This window comes from Streptomyces sp. NPDC037401 (assembly GCF_055602345.1).
In genome coordinates, this window is sequence record NZ_JBVJWO010000066.1 from 1 (window position 1) to 14,271 (window position 14,271).

The window sequence follows — 14,271 nt, forward strand, 5'->3', positions numbered from 1 at the left end:
TGGCCGACCACTGGGAGACCTCAGCGATGCCCTCCCAACCGCACGGGTGGTGCGGGTGGGTATCCCCAGCCCGCGCGGAGCGCGGGCGCAGCCCCCACCGGCGCCAGCCGGACCAGCGACCCCCGCCCAAGCCAAGCGCAGCGGACCGGCTCGGGTCAGCCAAGCGCAGCGGACCGGCGGAGGGTGGTTTTGAGGACCTTGCCGCTCGCGTTGCGGGGGAGGTCCGGGAGGAACTCGACCTGCCGGGGGACCTTGTAGTTGGCCATCTCGCGGCGGGACCAGGCGATCAGGTCGTCGGCGGTCAGGGTCGAGCCGGGGCGGCGGACCGCGTAGGCCTTGCCGACCTCGCCGAGGCGGGGGTCGGGGACGCCTATGACGGCGACGTCGGCGATGTCCGGGTGGAGGCCCAGGAGTTGCTCGATCTCCGCCGGGTACGCGTTGAAGCCCCCGACGATGAACATGTCCTTGATGCGGTCGGTGATGCGGAGGTTGCCGGCCTCGTCGAGGACGCCGACGTCGCCGGTGCGCAGCCAGCCGTCCGGGGTGATCGCGCGGGCGGTCTCGTCCGGGTCCTCGAAGTAGCCCTGCATCACGTTGTGGCCGCGTACCCAGACCTCGCCGTCGACCACGCGCACCTCCGTGCCGGGGATGGCCCGGCCGCTGGTGGCCGAGATGGTCGGGGCCGGGTCGCCCTGGCGGCACATCGTGACGATGCCGCTCGCCTCCGAAAGGCCGTAGGCGGTGAGGACGGTCGCGATGCGCAGTTCGTTGCGGAGGCGTTCGACCAGCCGGAGGGGGACGACGGCCGCGCCGGTCACCACCAGGCGCAGCGCCGACAGGTCGTGGTGGCTGCGCGCCGGGTGGTCCAGGAGGGACTGGTGGAGGGTGGGCGGGCCGGGGAGTACGGAGATCCGCTCGGCGGCGATGTTGGCGAGCACGGTGTCGACGTTGAAGACCGGCTGCGGGACCATCGTGGCGCCGCGCATCAGGCAGGCGATGATCCCGGCCTTGTAGCCGAAGGTGTGGAAGAAGGGGTTCACGATCAGGTAGCGGTCGCGTTCGCGCAGGCCGGCGAGGGCGCTCCAGATCGCGTAGCAGCGCAGGGTCTGGGCGTGGCTGATGACCGCGCCCTTGGGCCGGCCCGTGGTACCGGAGGTGAAGATGATGTCCGACGGGTCGTCGGGGCGGATCCGGCGTTCGCGGTCGCGGACGACGGCGGGTGCGACGGTGTCGCCGGCGGCGAGGAAGTCCTTCCAGGTGCGGAAGGACTCCGGGGCGTCGTCGGCGAGGACCACGACCTGTTCGAGGTGCGGGAGGCCGGGGAGGGGCCCGGCGCCGGGGCCCTCGGCGGTGGCGCGGCGCAGCGAGGCGACGTACGAGGTGCCGAGGAAGGTACCGGTGATGAAGAGCAGGCGGGCGCGGCTGCTCTCGAGGACGTAGGCGGCTTCGGTGCCCTTGAAGCGGGTGTTGAGGGGGACGAGGACGGCGCCGGCGCTGACGGCGCCGAGGGCGGAGACGATCCAGTCGAGGGTGTTGGGGGCCCAGATGGCGACGCGGTCGCCCGGTTCGATGCCGGAGGCGATGCAGGCGGCGGCGGCTCGTTCGATGCGTTCGCCCAGATCGGCGTAGGTGATGCGGGTGCGGCCGTCGACGACGGCCTCGTGGGCCGAGTACTCCTCTGCCGCCGCCCTTACCAGGCCCGGGATGCTGCCCCAGCGCAGATCGCCGCGTTCGTCCTCGCCCATGGCGGATCCCTCCCGTAACACAGTAGCTGACTATCCGTCAGATTAGCTGTAGCCTTCCCGGCTGTCAGTACCGGTGCAGCTGCGGAGGTGGCGATGGCGGCAACGCTCAAGGACGCGACGGCGATAGTCGGGATCGGGCAGACCGCCTTCGCGAAACAGCTCCCGGAGAGCGAGAAGGCCCTGGCTTGCCGGGCGATTCTGGCCGCGCTCGGGGACGCCGGGATCGCGCCGTCGGAGGTCGACGCGTTCGCCTCGTACACGATGGAGGAGACGGACGAGGTCGAGGTCGCCAAGGCCATCGGCGCCGGGGACGTCACCTTCTTCTCCAAGGTCGGGTACGGGGGCGGGGGTTCGTGCGCGACGGTCGGGCACCTGGCGGCCGCGGTCGCCACGGGCCAGGCGAGCGTGGGGGTGGCGTGGCGGTCCAGGAAGCGGGGGTCGGGGCCGCGGCCGTGGAAGAACACCGCCGTGCAGCTGCCCACGCCCGGCCAGTGGACGCGCCCGTTCGGGCTGCTGCGGCCCGCCGACGAGATCGGCATGCTGGCGAGACGGTACATGCACGAGTACGGGGCGACCCGCGACCACCTCTTCAACGTGGCGCTGGCCTGCCGCAACCGCGCGAACCAGAACCCGGCCGCGATGATGTACGAACGGCCGCTGACCCGCGAGATGTACATGACCGCCCGCTGGATCAGCGAGCCGCTGTGCCTCTTCGACAACTGCCTGGAGACGGACGGGGCGCTGGCCTGCGTGATCGTCAGCGCCGAGCGCGCCCGCGACTGCCGGCAGAAGCCGGTCTACGTCCACTCGGTGGCGCAGGGGCTGCCCGCCCAGCACCACGGGATGGTCAACTACTGGAACGACGACCCGCTGTCGGGGCCTGCCTGGACCGCCGCCCGGCACCTGTGGAAGCAGGCCGATTTCGGGCCCGAGGACGTGGACGTCGCGCAGATCTACGACGCGTTCACGCCCCTGATCCCGCTGTCGCTGGAGGGCTACGGCTTCTGCGGGCGGGGCGAGGGCGCCTCGTTCACGGAGGGCGGGGCGCTGGAGATCGGCGGACGGCTGCCGATCAATACCGGCGGGGGCGGGCTGAGCGAGGCGTACGTCCACGGCTTCAACCTGATCAACGAGGGCGTGAAGCAGCTGCGCGGCGTCTCGACCGCCCAGGTGCCGGATGCCGCGACCTGCCTGGTCACGGCGGGGGAAGGCGTACCGACGTCCGCGATCCTGCTGCGCGCCTGAAGCTGAGGAGTCTGTCCCATGACTGTTTCCCCTTCCGTTTCCGGTCCCGGTTCTGCCTCCGGCGATCAGGGGCTGTTGCCGCCCGTTCCCGACGTCGACGGCGGACCCTTCTGGGAGTACGCCGCCCGGGGCGAGCTGCGCGTGCAGGCGTGCGCCGGGGATGACTGCGGGAAGCTGCGGTTCCCGCCGCGGCCGTGCTGCCCGCACTGCGGGTCCTTCGAGAGCGAGTGGCGGCTGATGAGCGGGCGCGGGCGGATCTGGTCGTTCGTGCAGCCGCATCCGCCGCTGCTGCCGGCGTACGCCGCCCAGGCCCCGTACAACGTGATCCTGGTGGAGCTGGCGGACGCGCCGCAGATCCGGCTGGCGGGGAATCTGGTGGCGTCGGCGGGGGCTCCGCTGAACTCCGTGGACCCGGCGCGGCTGCGGATCGGCGCGAAGGTGCAGGTCGCCTTCGCGGACGTCGACGGGATGGCCGTGCCGCGCTGGCTGCTGGAGCGGCCGTGAGCGGCGGTACGGGCGGCCTGCGGGTCGAGCGGGACAAGGCGACGGGCGTCGCCGTGGTCACGCTGGACCGGCCCGACCGGCTCAACGCCGTCGACCTCGACACGGCGGCCGCGCTCTCGGCGGTCTGGCGGGAGTTCCGGTACGAGGAGTCGGTACGGGCCGTGGTGGTGACCGGGGCCGGGCCGAAGGCCTTCTGCACCGGCATCGACCGCTCGGTGGAGGTGCCCCAGCCCGCGTCCCCGTACACGATCGACGATCCGATGATCGCGATCGGCCCGAAGGCGAACGACCTGTGGAAGCCGGTGATCGCGGCCGTCAACGGCATGGCGTGCGGCGGGGCGTTCTACCTGCTGGGCGAGGCGGAGTTCCTGGTGGCGTCGGAGGAGGCGGCGTTCTTCGACCCGCACACGACGTACGGGATGGTCAGCGCTTACGAGGCCGTCCACATGGCGCAGCGGATGCCGTTCGGGGAGGTCGCCCGGATGTCGCTCATGGGCACGGCGGAACGTCTCTCCGCGCGGCGCGCGTACGAGATCGGGCTGGTGTCGGAGCTGACCGCGCCCGGTGAGGAAGTCGCGGCGGCCGTGCGGTGCGCGGAGGTGCTGGCGGGCTACCCGACGGAAGCGGTGCAGGGCACGGTCCGGGCGCTGTGGTCGGCGAAGGAGGCCGCCCGCAGCCAGGCGCTGGCGCATGCCCCGCACCTGATCGCGCTGGGCAACCTGCCGCCGGAGCGGCAGGCGGAGCTGTTCGAGGGGCGGCGGGCGGGCGGGGACTTCCGCTTGCGCTGACCTGCCCCGGGCTCCGGCCGCACCGTCGGATCCGTCGGATCCGTCAGGTTCCTCGGCTCCCCCGGGGTCGTCAGCGGCGCCTCGAGCGGGGCTTGGTGGTCTTGGTGGGCGTGGTGGAGCGGGACTTCGGCGTGGTGGTCGGCTGCGTGGCCGGACCGGCAGTCGCGCGCGCGGTCGGCCTGGACGTGGGCCTGATGGTGGTGGTCGTCCCGGAGTCGGCTTCCACGCCGTCGATCTCACAGAGCTCGACGTCCTCGGCCCGGTGCGCGTTCGCGGCGGTCATCGGGACGCGGAGCTCGCGGCTCGCGTACGGCTCCAGGGTGATCCGCGCGGTGTTCTCGTCGATCTCGGTGCCGGTGGCACCGCTGCGGCCGCCGAGGAACTCGACCTCGACGGTGAAGGTGCGCTTGGTCCCCGAGAGGGAGGTGACCCTGACCGTCGCGGCGGGGTCGGCCTCGGTGGCGCACCGGATGAACAGCGCCGTGGCCGGGGCGCCGGACGACGAGGTGGCGGTGGCCGCCGGGCCGGTCCGGTAGCCGCTGCTGCCGGTGCTGCCGGCAGTGCTGTTCTTCCAGTCGCTGTCGTTGTCCGAGCCGTTCTTCTTCTTCGAGCTGGAGCACCCGCCGCCCGAGCTGGAGTCGCTCCCGCTGCTCTTGCTCTTGCCCGACTTGCTCCCGGAGCTTCCCCCCGTGGAAAAGCCGGTCAGCGCGAGCACGACGCCGACGAGTACCGCTGCGAACTTGATCCGACGCCCGAACATGGCGCGATCCCTCCCCTGAATCGATGGCGGGCGCACGCTATCAGCCACGGGGGATCACCGATCGGAGCAGTGGCGGGGCGGCCGGAGTGCGGGGGCATCGGGCCGGGCGTAGCGTCGGGAGCGAGAGCCCGACCCAGGAGGCCGAGCATGGTCCGCAACGTACTCGGCTCCGTGATGGGGCTCGTCGGAGCGACGGCCGCCGTCTGGAGCCCCTTCCGTGCTTGGTACGACGGCCGTCACGGACGCGACTACCGCATCGAGGAACTCTTCACCGGCACCGGCATCACCGCCGACACGCCCAACCTCGCGGCCTCGCTCCTGCTCCCGTTCACGTGCGCGGCCCTGCTGACCCTGCTCGCGGTGCTGCGGCGCTCCCGGTTCCTGATGGCCTTCGCCGGGGTGATCGTCCTCGGTGTCACCGTCCTGTGGATGATCCGCCAGGGGCAGGCCGCGGGCTCGCTGAGCGTCGGGGGTGCCGGCGCGGGGCTCGGCGAAGGCGTCGCGAACGCCTTCGGCGGCGGGGTCCTGATGCTGCTGGGGGCGGCGGTCATGACCGGCCGGCCCCGTCGTCGCCGCCGGGAGCCCGTGGAGCCGGAGATGGTCCCGTACACCCCGGCACCGGCCCCGGCCGCGGAACCGCCGCCGTCCTGGCAGCCCCGGCCCGACCCGCAGACGCAGGCAGAGCCCGCGCCCGAGCCCGCGCCCGAGGGCCAGACACCACCGACACCGGCCCAGACCCAGACCCAGGCCCAGACGCATCCGTACGTGCACGGGCCGGCGCTCGGCTCCCCCATCGACGGCCCGGAACCCGACGCCCCTCCACCCCCGCACGGCCCGCCGCTGGGCCCGCCGCTCGACAAGCACTGACATCGGCCGTGGCGGGCGCCGCGGGCCCGGGCCCGCGCTCGTCGGGCCCGGCGGGCATCAGGACGTACGCGTACCCGTTCCCTTGGCCGCGTCGAGGGCGTACACGCAGCGGTCCTTGCTGCACGCATAGACCACGCCCGCCTTCGCGACCGGGGAGCCCGCGATCTCGCCGCCCGTCTTGAGCTTCCAGCGCAGCTGGCCGCCCGCCGCGTCCAGCGTGTACAGGCAGTGGTCCGCCGAGCCGAAGTGGACCCGGCCCTCCGCCACCGCCGGAGCACCGGTGATCTCCCCGCCCGCCGCGAAACGCCACTTCGGGGTGCCCGTCACCGCGTCCAGCGTGTAGAGCGCACTGCCCGCGCCCAGGTGGACGCTGCCGTCCGCGACCAGGACCGGTTCCGAGGACTGCCGCGGCTCCGTCGCGATCCGCCAGCGGTCCCGGCCGGTGCCCGCGTCCAGCGCGTAGACCGTACCCAGGTAGTCGACGAGGTAGACCCCGCCGCCGGTCACGGCCGCGCCGGGGGCGAAGGCCGGCGCCGCCATGAACACCGCGGGCGCCTCGAAGTGCCAGCGGACCCGGCCCGAGGCCCGGTCGACCGCCAGGACGCGCGTACCCGCCGCGATGTAGACGTGGCCGTCCGAAGCCGGCAGCACGCGTACGGGGACGTTGCCGCACGAGGCCGCGTCGCCCACCGGGTACGACCACTGCTCACGGCCCGAACGGGCGTCCAGGGCGCGGAGCCGGGCGTCCTGCCAGACGTAGACCGTGCCGTCCTTGATGACCGGGGCGGCCTCGGGGGTCTCGAAGTCCGTCTGGGCGCCGGTGAGCTCCCACAGCTTCTGTCCGTTCGAGGCCTCCCAGCCCTGTACGCCGCCGCCGCGGGTCGCGGTGACGACCGTGCCCCGGTCGGCCTTGAGCGCGTACACCCACGCGTCGGTCTGCAGCCGCCACCGCTCGGCGCCGTCCTGGGCGTCGAGGGCGTACAGCGAGGGGCCGTCCGAGGCGTGGATGCGGCCGTCCGCGACCGCCATCGACCAGGCGACGTCGCGGGTCTTGAACTGGCGGCGGCCGGTGGCCACGTCCAGCGCGTGAACCTCGAACGACGTCACGTAGAGCAGGTCGCCGTCGACCGTGGGCGTGCCCCAGACCTCGTTCGACATCCGGAACCGCCACGGGCGCCAGCGGCCGCTGTCCGGCGCCGGGCCGGGGCGCGGCACCGGCGCGGGGGCAGGGGCGGGAGGCGCGGCCACGGCACCGCCCGGCGGGCGGATCCAGCCGGTGGCGGAGCCCGCCTCGGCAGCGGCGGCGAGCGGCGATCCCGCGCGCGGGCCCGGACCGATGGGCACCGGGGACCCGCCCAGGCGGACCGGTTCCCCGGAGGGCCCGGGAATCCCGTTCGCCGGGACGGGCGCGGGCGGGGCGGGCACCGGCGGGGCGGGCGGGTGCTGCGGCATCGGCGGCGCCGCCTGGCCGGTCCGCGGGTCCGCCCAGCCCCCTGCTCCCGGCCGGGCGGGCTCGGAGCCGCGCGGCGGGGTCACGGGGCGGTTGCGGCGGTGCGTCGACGGTCCGGAGACCGGTCCGTGGCCCGCCGGGCCCGCGTGGCCGCCAGGGCCCCCGGGGCCGCCGTGGCCGCCCGGACCGAGGGCGGACGTCGTACGCTGCCCGCCCGCCCGGCGCTGCTCGATCATGTCGGTGGCGCGGGACGGCAGCCACGCCGAGGCCGTGCCGCTGTCGTCGCCCGCGGCGAAGAGGTGCGGGGCCAACTGCGCCTGGAGGTCGGCCGGGGTGGGGCGCTTGGTCGCGTCCATCTGCATGCAGGACTCGATCAGCGGCCGCAGCTCGTCCGGCAGCCCTTCCAGGTTGGGGCCCTCGCGCAGCAGCATGAACACCGTCTCGACCGGGTTCGCGCCGTGGAACGGCGGATGCCCGGTCGCGGCGAAGACGAGGGTGGAGCCGAGGGAGAACACGTCGCTGGCGCCCTTGACGCTGCGCGAGTCCTTCGCCTGCTCGGGCGACATGTACGCCGGGGTGCCGACGGCGACGTTCGTCATGGTCAGCCGGGTGTTCGAGACACCGCTCGCGATGCCGAAGTCGATCACGCGCGGGCCGTCCTCGACGACGAGGACGTTCGACGGCTTCAGGTCGCGGTGGACCAGGCCGGCGCCGTGGATCGACTGCAGGGCCTCGGCGATGCCGGCGGCGAGCCACCGTACGGCCTGTGCGGGCATCGGCCCGCATTCGTTGACGATCTCCTCCAGGGAGGGCGCCGGGACGTACGCCGTGGCCAGCCACGGCACGGCCGCCCGCGGATCCGCGTCCACCACGGCCGCCGTGTAGAAGCCGCTGACCGCACGCGCGGCCTCGACCTCACGCGTGAACCGGACCCGGAAGAGCTGGTCCTCGGCGAGCTCGGTGCGCACCGTCTTGATCGCCACGCGGCGACCGGACGCCGAACGTGCGAGATAGACCAGACCCATGCCGCCGGCGCCCAGCCTGCCGAGCACCTCGAACGGGCCGATCCGTCTCGGGTCGTGCTGCGTCAGCTGCTCCACCACTCGCCTGCCACCTCCCCGTACGGGCTGTTGAAGGGCCCGCGTCTCCACAGCCCCGTGCAGCGTCTCACCACTGGGCACCGCGTGGCGGTGCGCACCCTGATTCTGTCTGTCCGGGGCTTCCCGGTCGAACCCGGGGGCGGATCGGGGTGTCCTACCGCGATCCGGCCCGATCCGGACACCTCGGACAGGGGGTGAGGGGTGTGGGGGTGGGGCGGCGCGCAGCGGCTACAGCGGTTCGGAGAGCAGGGCGAAGGCCGCGCCCTGGTTGTCGGCGACCACGGCGATCCGCCCGTACGGGGTGTCGAAGGGATCCGCGGTGACGCGCCCGCCCAGCCGCCGCACGGTCGCCACGGACGCGTCGCAGTCCGGGACCGCGAAATAGACGAGGAAATGCGCGGGCATCTCGACCGGGAACGCGCCGGTGATCACGCTGCGCCCCGCGATTGCGCTGTCGGGGCCGGGCTGCGAGCCGGGCGGCGACCAGGTCCGGTATTCCACCCCTGCGTCGTCCCGGTCTTCGGCCAGATAGCCGAAGACGCGGGCGTAGAAGGTGTCGACGGCGTCCCGTTCCCGCGTGTAGACCTCGGTCCAGCAGTACGAGAAGGGTTCGTTCAGCCGCTCGAAGCCGGGGTGCGTGCCCGGCTGCCACAGCCCGAAGACCGCGCCGCCGGGGTCGGCCGCCAGCGCCACCGTGCCGAAGGTGCCGACCGGCATCGGGTCCATGATCACCTGGCCGCCGGCCTCGCGGATGCGGGCGGCGGTCGCCCGTGCGTCCCGGGCGGCGAGGTACACGTTCCAGACGGTGGGCATGCGGCCATCGGGCTTGGGGGCCAGCGCGGCGACGTTGCGGCCCTCGCAGTACGCCTGCGTGTAGTGCCCGTACTCGGCTCCCGCGCTGTCGCCGAAAGTCCACTCGAAGAGCTCACCGTAGAACCGCTTGCCCGCCTCGAGGTCGGGGAGCGAGGCGTCCACCCAGCAGGGCGTGCCCTCTGCGAATGCGGCCATGGGCCTGGTCCTTCCCTTGCGCGCGGTACGTACCACTACGCGCGGTACGTCCTGCCAAACTAGGCCGACGTCGGCCATCGCGCAGCGGGGCGGCGCGGGCGCGCGGCGGGGTGGAGGCGGGGTGCGGGCGGGGTGGGGGCGGGGTGGGGGCGGGGTGCGGGCGGGGTGCGGGCGGGGTGCGGCGCCCGGGTGGCTTGGGGCGACTGGCCTGTTTCCGGCTCGCCGCCGGTTTGGCGCTGGTTTGGCGCCGGTTTGGCGCCGGTTTGGCGCCGGTTGCCGGGAAAGCTGTCCACAGCCTGTTGATAAGACTGTTCGGGGTACGCCGGACGCCCCGGCGGGGCGGGGCCAGGGGTGCGTGGCGGGCAGAAGCGGAAGCGCGGGGTACGGGTCCCACCGGGCGGGGAACCCGCCTGCGAACAGGCGCGGGCCCGCTCGCGCCCCCGTAGGCGGAGGGCTTAACCCCATTTGCAGGCGGCCGAATCGCGCGCCGATCACCCCTCGGTAAGCTGACGGCATGACAGGACAAGTACGCACCGTCGACGGCCGCGTGGCCGGTCGGCGCGGACAGGCGACGCGGCAGAAGCTGCTCGACTGCCTCAGCGAGATGCTCAGCTCCTCGCCATACCGCGACGTCAAGGTCATCGACGTCGCCCGTAAGGCCGGCACCTCCCCCGCGACCTTCTACCAGTACTTCCCCGACGTGGAAGGCGCGGTACTGGAGATCGCCGAGCAAATGGCCACCGAGGGTGCCCAGTTGACGGCGCTCGTCGAGGGCCGCTCCTGGGTCGGCAAGGCCGGCTGGCAGGCCGCGGAGGAACTGGTCGAGGGGTTCCTGGACTTCTGGCGCCGCAACGACGCGATCCTCCGCGTCGTCGATCTCGGCGCTGCGGAAGGCGACAAACGCTTCTACAAGATCCGCATGAAGATCCTGAACTCCGTGACCAACTCCCTCACGGAATCGGTCAAGGAGCTCCAGTCCAAGGGCAAGGTCGACAAGGACGTCAGTCCGGCCGCCATGGCCGGCTCGCTCGTCGCCATGCTCGCCGCGGTCGCCTCGCACCAGAAGGGCTTCCAGACCTGGGGCGTCAAGCAGGCCGAACTCAAGCCCAATCTGGCACTCCTCGTCCACCTCGGCATCACGGGCAAGAAGCCGACGAAGTAGCCGGGCGTCCACGGGGGGCTGCGTCTCGGGACGCCCGCCCGGCACATCCTGTCTGCGCGGCGGCGGACCACCTGGGGGTCCGCCGCCGTGGTGCGTCCACGGACGCGATCGGCAGGTCGGTACGTCGGTACGTCGGTACGTCGGTAGGCATGTTTTTGAGGGCGGGGCCTGACCCCGGCGTTCGGCTCAGCTCCGGCGTTCCAGCCGGAACAGCCGGATCTCGCGGTCGATCCGCGCCTGGTACGTCGCGTACGGCGGCCAGAACTTCAGCACCGCCCGCCAGGCCCGAGCCCGCTCCTCCCCCTCCAGGAGCCGTGCCGTCACCGCGATGTCACGGCCCTTCCAACTCACCTCTGCATCCGGGTGCTTGAGCAGGTTCGCGGTCCAGGCCGGATGGCCGGGGCGCCCGAAGTTGGAGCCGATCAGGATCCAGGTGCCGGCGGCCTCCTCCGGCATGCACGCGAGCGGGGTGGTCCGCGGCAGGCCGCTCTTCGCGCCCTTGGCGGTCAGGATCACGCCGGGCAGCATCTGTGCGCTCAGCATCACCTTGCCGCGGGTCAGCTTGTGCACCGTACGGTCCATCGCCGGGATGAAGTGCGGTGCGATCCGGGCGAACAGCCTGGTCGAGGAGACCTTCTGCATCATGCGGACTCCGGGAGCCATCAGACGGCCAGCCTCTCTTCCGATCCCGTGGGTGCTTCCGTGCGGGGTTTCGTGTTCATGTCCGTGGGCGTGAACAGGCCGGCGCGGGTCGCGGCGTGCGCGCGCAGCCGGTGGACCGGGCCGAACAGCAGCTCGTCGGCCGCCGCCCGCTTGAAGTACAGGTGGGCCTCGTGTTCCCAGGTGAAGCCGATCCCCCCGTGCAGCTGGATCGCCTCCCCCGCCGTCGTGCGCAGCGCCTCCAGCGCCTGGGCGAGCGCAAGGCCGCCCTGGGCCGGGTCCCAGGCGGCGTAGTAGGCCGCGGAGCGGGCCGCCTGGAGCTGCACGTAGAGGTCGGCGAGGCGGTGTTTGACGGCCTGGAAGGAGCCGATGGACCGGCCGAACTGCTCGCGCGTCCGGACGTACTCGACGGTCCGGTCGAGGGACCGGGCGGCCGCGCCGACCGCTTCGGCGGCGAGCACGGCGGCTGCGGTCCGGCCCGTCGCCGCCAGCGCCTCGTACACCTCGCGGTCGTCGCGGTCGTATTGGCCGGCGCAGTCGTGTTGGCCGGCCCGGTTGTGTTCGCCGGCCGGGTTGTGTTCGCCGGCCAGGTTGTGTTCGCCGGCCCGGTCCGTGCCGAGGAGTTCGGCGGGGGCGTCGCGGAGTTGGACACGGCCCTGGGGGCGGGTCTCGTCGAGGGTCGTCTGCCGGGCCCGTACCAGCCCGGGGGCATCGTCCCGTACGAGGAAGAGAAGGGTGCGGCTGCGCGCGAAGCCGCCCGCGTGGGCGGCGACCACGAGCAGGCCCGCGCTGTGGCCGTCGAGGACCTGGGCCGCCTCGCCGTACAGCCGCCAGCCGTCCTCCCCCGCCGCCCGGCGGGCCTGGATCCCGCCGGCCCGCCCGTCGCCGGCCCAGTCGCCCGGGTGGTTCTCGCCGGTCAGGGCGAGGGCGGTGGCCAGCGCGGTCCCGGGCACGGCGAGTGCGGCGGTCAGGGTGCCGGCGGCGATCGGGGGCAGCAGGGCCGCGCGCTGCGCTTCGGTGCCGAGGGCCGCGATCAGGGGTGCGGCGAGTACGGCGGTGCCGAGCAGCGGCGACGGCAGCAGCGCCCGGCCGGTCTCCTCGCAGGCCAGCGCCAGGTCGGCGGTCCCGCAGCCCACGCCCCCGTAGGCCTCGGGGATCGCGAGGCCGGGCAGGCCGAGGCGGGTGGAGAGCTGCTGCCAGAGGTCACGGTCGTAGCCGGGCCCGGTGCGCACGGCGGCCTTGACCTCGTCCGGTCCGCAGCGTTTTCCCAGCAGGTCGTGCAGGGTGCGGCGGATCTCGTCCTGCTCCGCGGTGAAGGCGGCGTCCATCGTCGGGCTCCTCCCCGTATCTGACGGGGCGTCATGTTAGGGCGAGGAGGGGGAGAAGCACAGGGGTGGTGGTGCGGTCATGTGGGAGCGGCTGAATCCCACCAACAATCCGACCCGCGGCCCGGACGGATCTGATGTACCGTCAGATTCATGCCTTCAGCTGCTATCGCCTCCTCCGGCGGCCGGCGCAGGGTCGCGGTCGCCGGCATCGCCCTCTCGGACTGCGGACGGGTCGACGAGGCCACCCCGTACGCCCTGCACGCCCAGGCCGCGCGCCGCGCACTCGCCGACTCCGGGCTGGACCGGTCCGTCATCGACGGCTTCGCGTCGGCGGGGCTGGGCACGCTCGCGCCGGTGGAGGTAGCCGAATACCTGGGGCTGCGGCCGACCTGGGTGGACTCCACGGCCGTCGGCGGCTCGACGTGGGAGGTCATGGCGGCCCACGCGGCGGACGCGATAGCGGCCGGGCACGCGAACGCCGTCCTGCTCGTGTACGGATCCACGGCCCGCGCGGACATCAAGGCCGGGCGGCGTACGTCGAACCTGTCCTTCGGCGCCCGCGGACCGCTGCAGTTCGAGGTGCCGTACGGGCACACGCTGATCTCGAAGTACGCGATGGCCGCGCGCCGCCACATGCACGAGTACGGCACGACGCTCGAGCAGCTGGCCGCGGTCGCGGTCCAGGCGCGGGCGAACGCGGCGACGAACCCGGACGCGATGTTCCGCGACCCGATCACGGTGGACGACGTGCTGGGCGGGGAGATGATCGCGGACCCGTTCACGAAACTGCACTGCTGCATCCGGTCGGACGGCGGCTGCGCGGTGCTGCTGGTGGCGGCGGAGTACGTCGCGGACTGCGCGAAGGCGCCGGTGTGGGTGCTGGGTGCGGGTACGTCGGTGTCGCACACGACCATGTCCGAGTGGGACGACTTCACGGTGTCCCCGGCGGCGGTGTCGGGCCGCACCGCCTTCGGGCGGGCGGGGGTGACGCCGGCGGACGTGGACGTCGCCCAGATCTACGACGCCTTCACGTACATGACGCTGGTGACGCTGGAGGACCTCGGCTTCTGCGCGAAGGGGGAGGGCGGCGCGTTCGTGGAGAAGGGCCGGCTGCTGCGGGACGGGGAGCTGCCCGTGAACACCGACGGGGGCGGCCTGTCCGCCTGCCACCCGGGCATGCGGGGGCTGTTCCTCCTGGTGGAGGCGGTCCGCCAACTCCGCGGAGAGGCCGGCCCCGGCCAGGTCCGCAAACGCGGCGGCCGCCTACCGGAGGTCGCGGTGGCCTCGGGCACGGGCGGCTGGTTCTGCTCGTCGGGAACGGTGGTACTGGGGAAGGGGTGAGGGTGAGGGGGTGGGGGTGGGGGTGAGGGTGAGGGTGAGGGTGAGGGGGTGGGGATGGGGATGGGGTGAGGGATAGGGGTGGGGGCTCTGCTGGGCCCGCCCCTCTCGGTGCCGCGCTGGCTCCTGACGGTCCCCGCAGCCGGGTCGACGCATCGGCACTCGGCGAAGCCGAGTTCTGCCCCCATCAGCGCGACGGCCGGTCGGCGCCAGCGTGCTTGTTCCGGCAGGTCGGGGACGTGAGTGGTGGGCGGGGTGATGGGGGCGTGTTTCCGGTGGGTCGGGGTTTGGACGGTTCTCCGTGGTCTGCCCGCAT

12 protein-coding genes are annotated in these 14,271 nt (G+C 73.3%); 6 read left to right on the top strand and 6 right to left on the bottom strand.

Features of this window, described 5'->3' with window-relative positions; translation table 11 throughout:
- Nucleotides 1-155: 155 nt before the first annotated feature.
- Entirely contained in the window at nt 156-1,745 is a 1,590-nt protein-coding gene (locus tag ACZ7H1_RS36745; protein ID WP_470792773.1) for a FadD3 family acyl-CoA ligase, read from the bottom strand.
- Nucleotides 1,746-1,838: 93 nt separating this feature from the next.
- Here ACZ7H1_RS36745 and ACZ7H1_RS36750 point away from each other — a divergent pair, with 93 nt between their 5' ends.
- From ACZ7H1_RS36750 to ACZ7H1_RS36760, 3 genes are read left to right on the top strand one after another with little or no spacing between them, the layout of a single operon-like run.
- The gene (locus ACZ7H1_RS36750) at nt 1,839-2,990 is read left to right on the top strand and encodes a lipid-transfer protein (RefSeq protein WP_470792775.1); all 1,152 of its coding nucleotides are present in this window, start codon (nt 1,839-1,841) and stop codon (nt 2,988-2,990) included.
- 18 nt (nt 2,991-3,008) lie between these two features.
- Entirely contained in the window at nt 3,009-3,494 is a 486-nt protein-coding gene (locus tag ACZ7H1_RS36755; RefSeq protein WP_470792776.1) for a Zn-ribbon domain-containing OB-fold protein, read from the top strand.
- The gene (locus ACZ7H1_RS36760) at nt 3,491-4,282 is read left to right on the top strand and encodes an enoyl-CoA hydratase/isomerase family protein (RefSeq protein WP_470792777.1); all 792 of its coding nucleotides are present in this window, start codon (nt 3,491-3,493) and stop codon (nt 4,280-4,282) included. Before ACZ7H1_RS36755 ends, ACZ7H1_RS36760 begins: the two co-directional genes overlap by 4 nt.
- 70 nt (nt 4,283-4,352) lie before the next feature.
- Here the strand turns inward: ACZ7H1_RS36760 and ACZ7H1_RS36765 are convergent, their stop codons facing one another.
- Nucleotides 4,353-5,042, bottom strand: a complete 690-nt coding sequence (locus ACZ7H1_RS36765) for a hypothetical protein (RefSeq protein WP_470792779.1) — start codon at nt 5,040-5,042, stop codon at nt 4,353-4,355.
- Nucleotides 5,043-5,189: 147 nt separating this feature from the next.
- On the opposite strand from ACZ7H1_RS36765, the gene ACZ7H1_RS36770 reads away from it, so the two are divergent.
- Entirely contained in the window at nt 5,190-5,909 is a 720-nt protein-coding gene (locus ACZ7H1_RS36770; RefSeq protein WP_470792780.1) for a hypothetical protein, read from the top strand.
- 57 nt (nt 5,910-5,966) lie between these two features.
- Here the strand turns inward: ACZ7H1_RS36770 and afsK are convergent, their stop codons facing one another.
- On the bottom strand, nt 5,967-8,462 hold the full coding sequence (gene afsK, locus ACZ7H1_RS36775) for a protein serine/threonine kinase AfsK (protein WP_470792781.1): 2,496 nt from the start codon (nt 8,460-8,462) through the stop codon (nt 5,967-5,969).
- A gap of 225 nt (nt 8,463-8,687) precedes the next feature.
- Nucleotides 8,688-9,467: an AfsK-binding protein KbpA gene (gene kbpA, locus ACZ7H1_RS36780; RefSeq protein ID WP_470792783.1), complete on the bottom strand. Its 780-nt coding sequence runs from the start codon at nt 9,465-9,467 to the stop codon at nt 8,688-8,690.
- 514 nt (nt 9,468-9,981) lie between these two features.
- Here kbpA and ACZ7H1_RS36785 point away from each other — a divergent pair.
- Entirely contained in the window at nt 9,982-10,629 is a 648-nt protein-coding gene (locus tag ACZ7H1_RS36785; protein ID WP_470792784.1) for a TetR family transcriptional regulator, read from the top strand.
- 186 nt (nt 10,630-10,815) lie between these two features.
- On the opposite strand, the gene ACZ7H1_RS36790 is transcribed toward ACZ7H1_RS36785, so the two are convergent.
- Nucleotides 10,816-11,292, bottom strand: a complete 477-nt coding sequence (locus ACZ7H1_RS36790) for a nitroreductase family deazaflavin-dependent oxidoreductase (RefSeq protein ID WP_470792786.1) — start codon at nt 11,290-11,292, stop codon at nt 10,816-10,818.
- Nucleotides 11,292-12,617 carry an acyl-CoA dehydrogenase family protein gene (locus ACZ7H1_RS36795; RefSeq protein ID WP_470792787.1) on the bottom strand — a complete coding sequence of 442 codons (1,326 nt, stop codon included), beginning with the start codon at nt 12,615-12,617 and terminating at the stop codon, nt 11,292-11,294. Before ACZ7H1_RS36795 ends, ACZ7H1_RS36790 begins: the two co-directional genes overlap by 1 nt.
- 150 nt (nt 12,618-12,767) lie before the next feature.
- Here ACZ7H1_RS36795 and ACZ7H1_RS36800 point away from each other — a divergent pair, with 150 nt between their 5' ends.
- A complete protein-coding gene (locus ACZ7H1_RS36800) occupies nt 12,768-13,958 on the top strand; it encodes a thiolase C-terminal domain-containing protein (RefSeq protein ID WP_470792789.1) in 1,191 nt (396 codons plus the stop codon).
- Nucleotides 13,959-14,271: the final 313 nt, after the last annotated feature.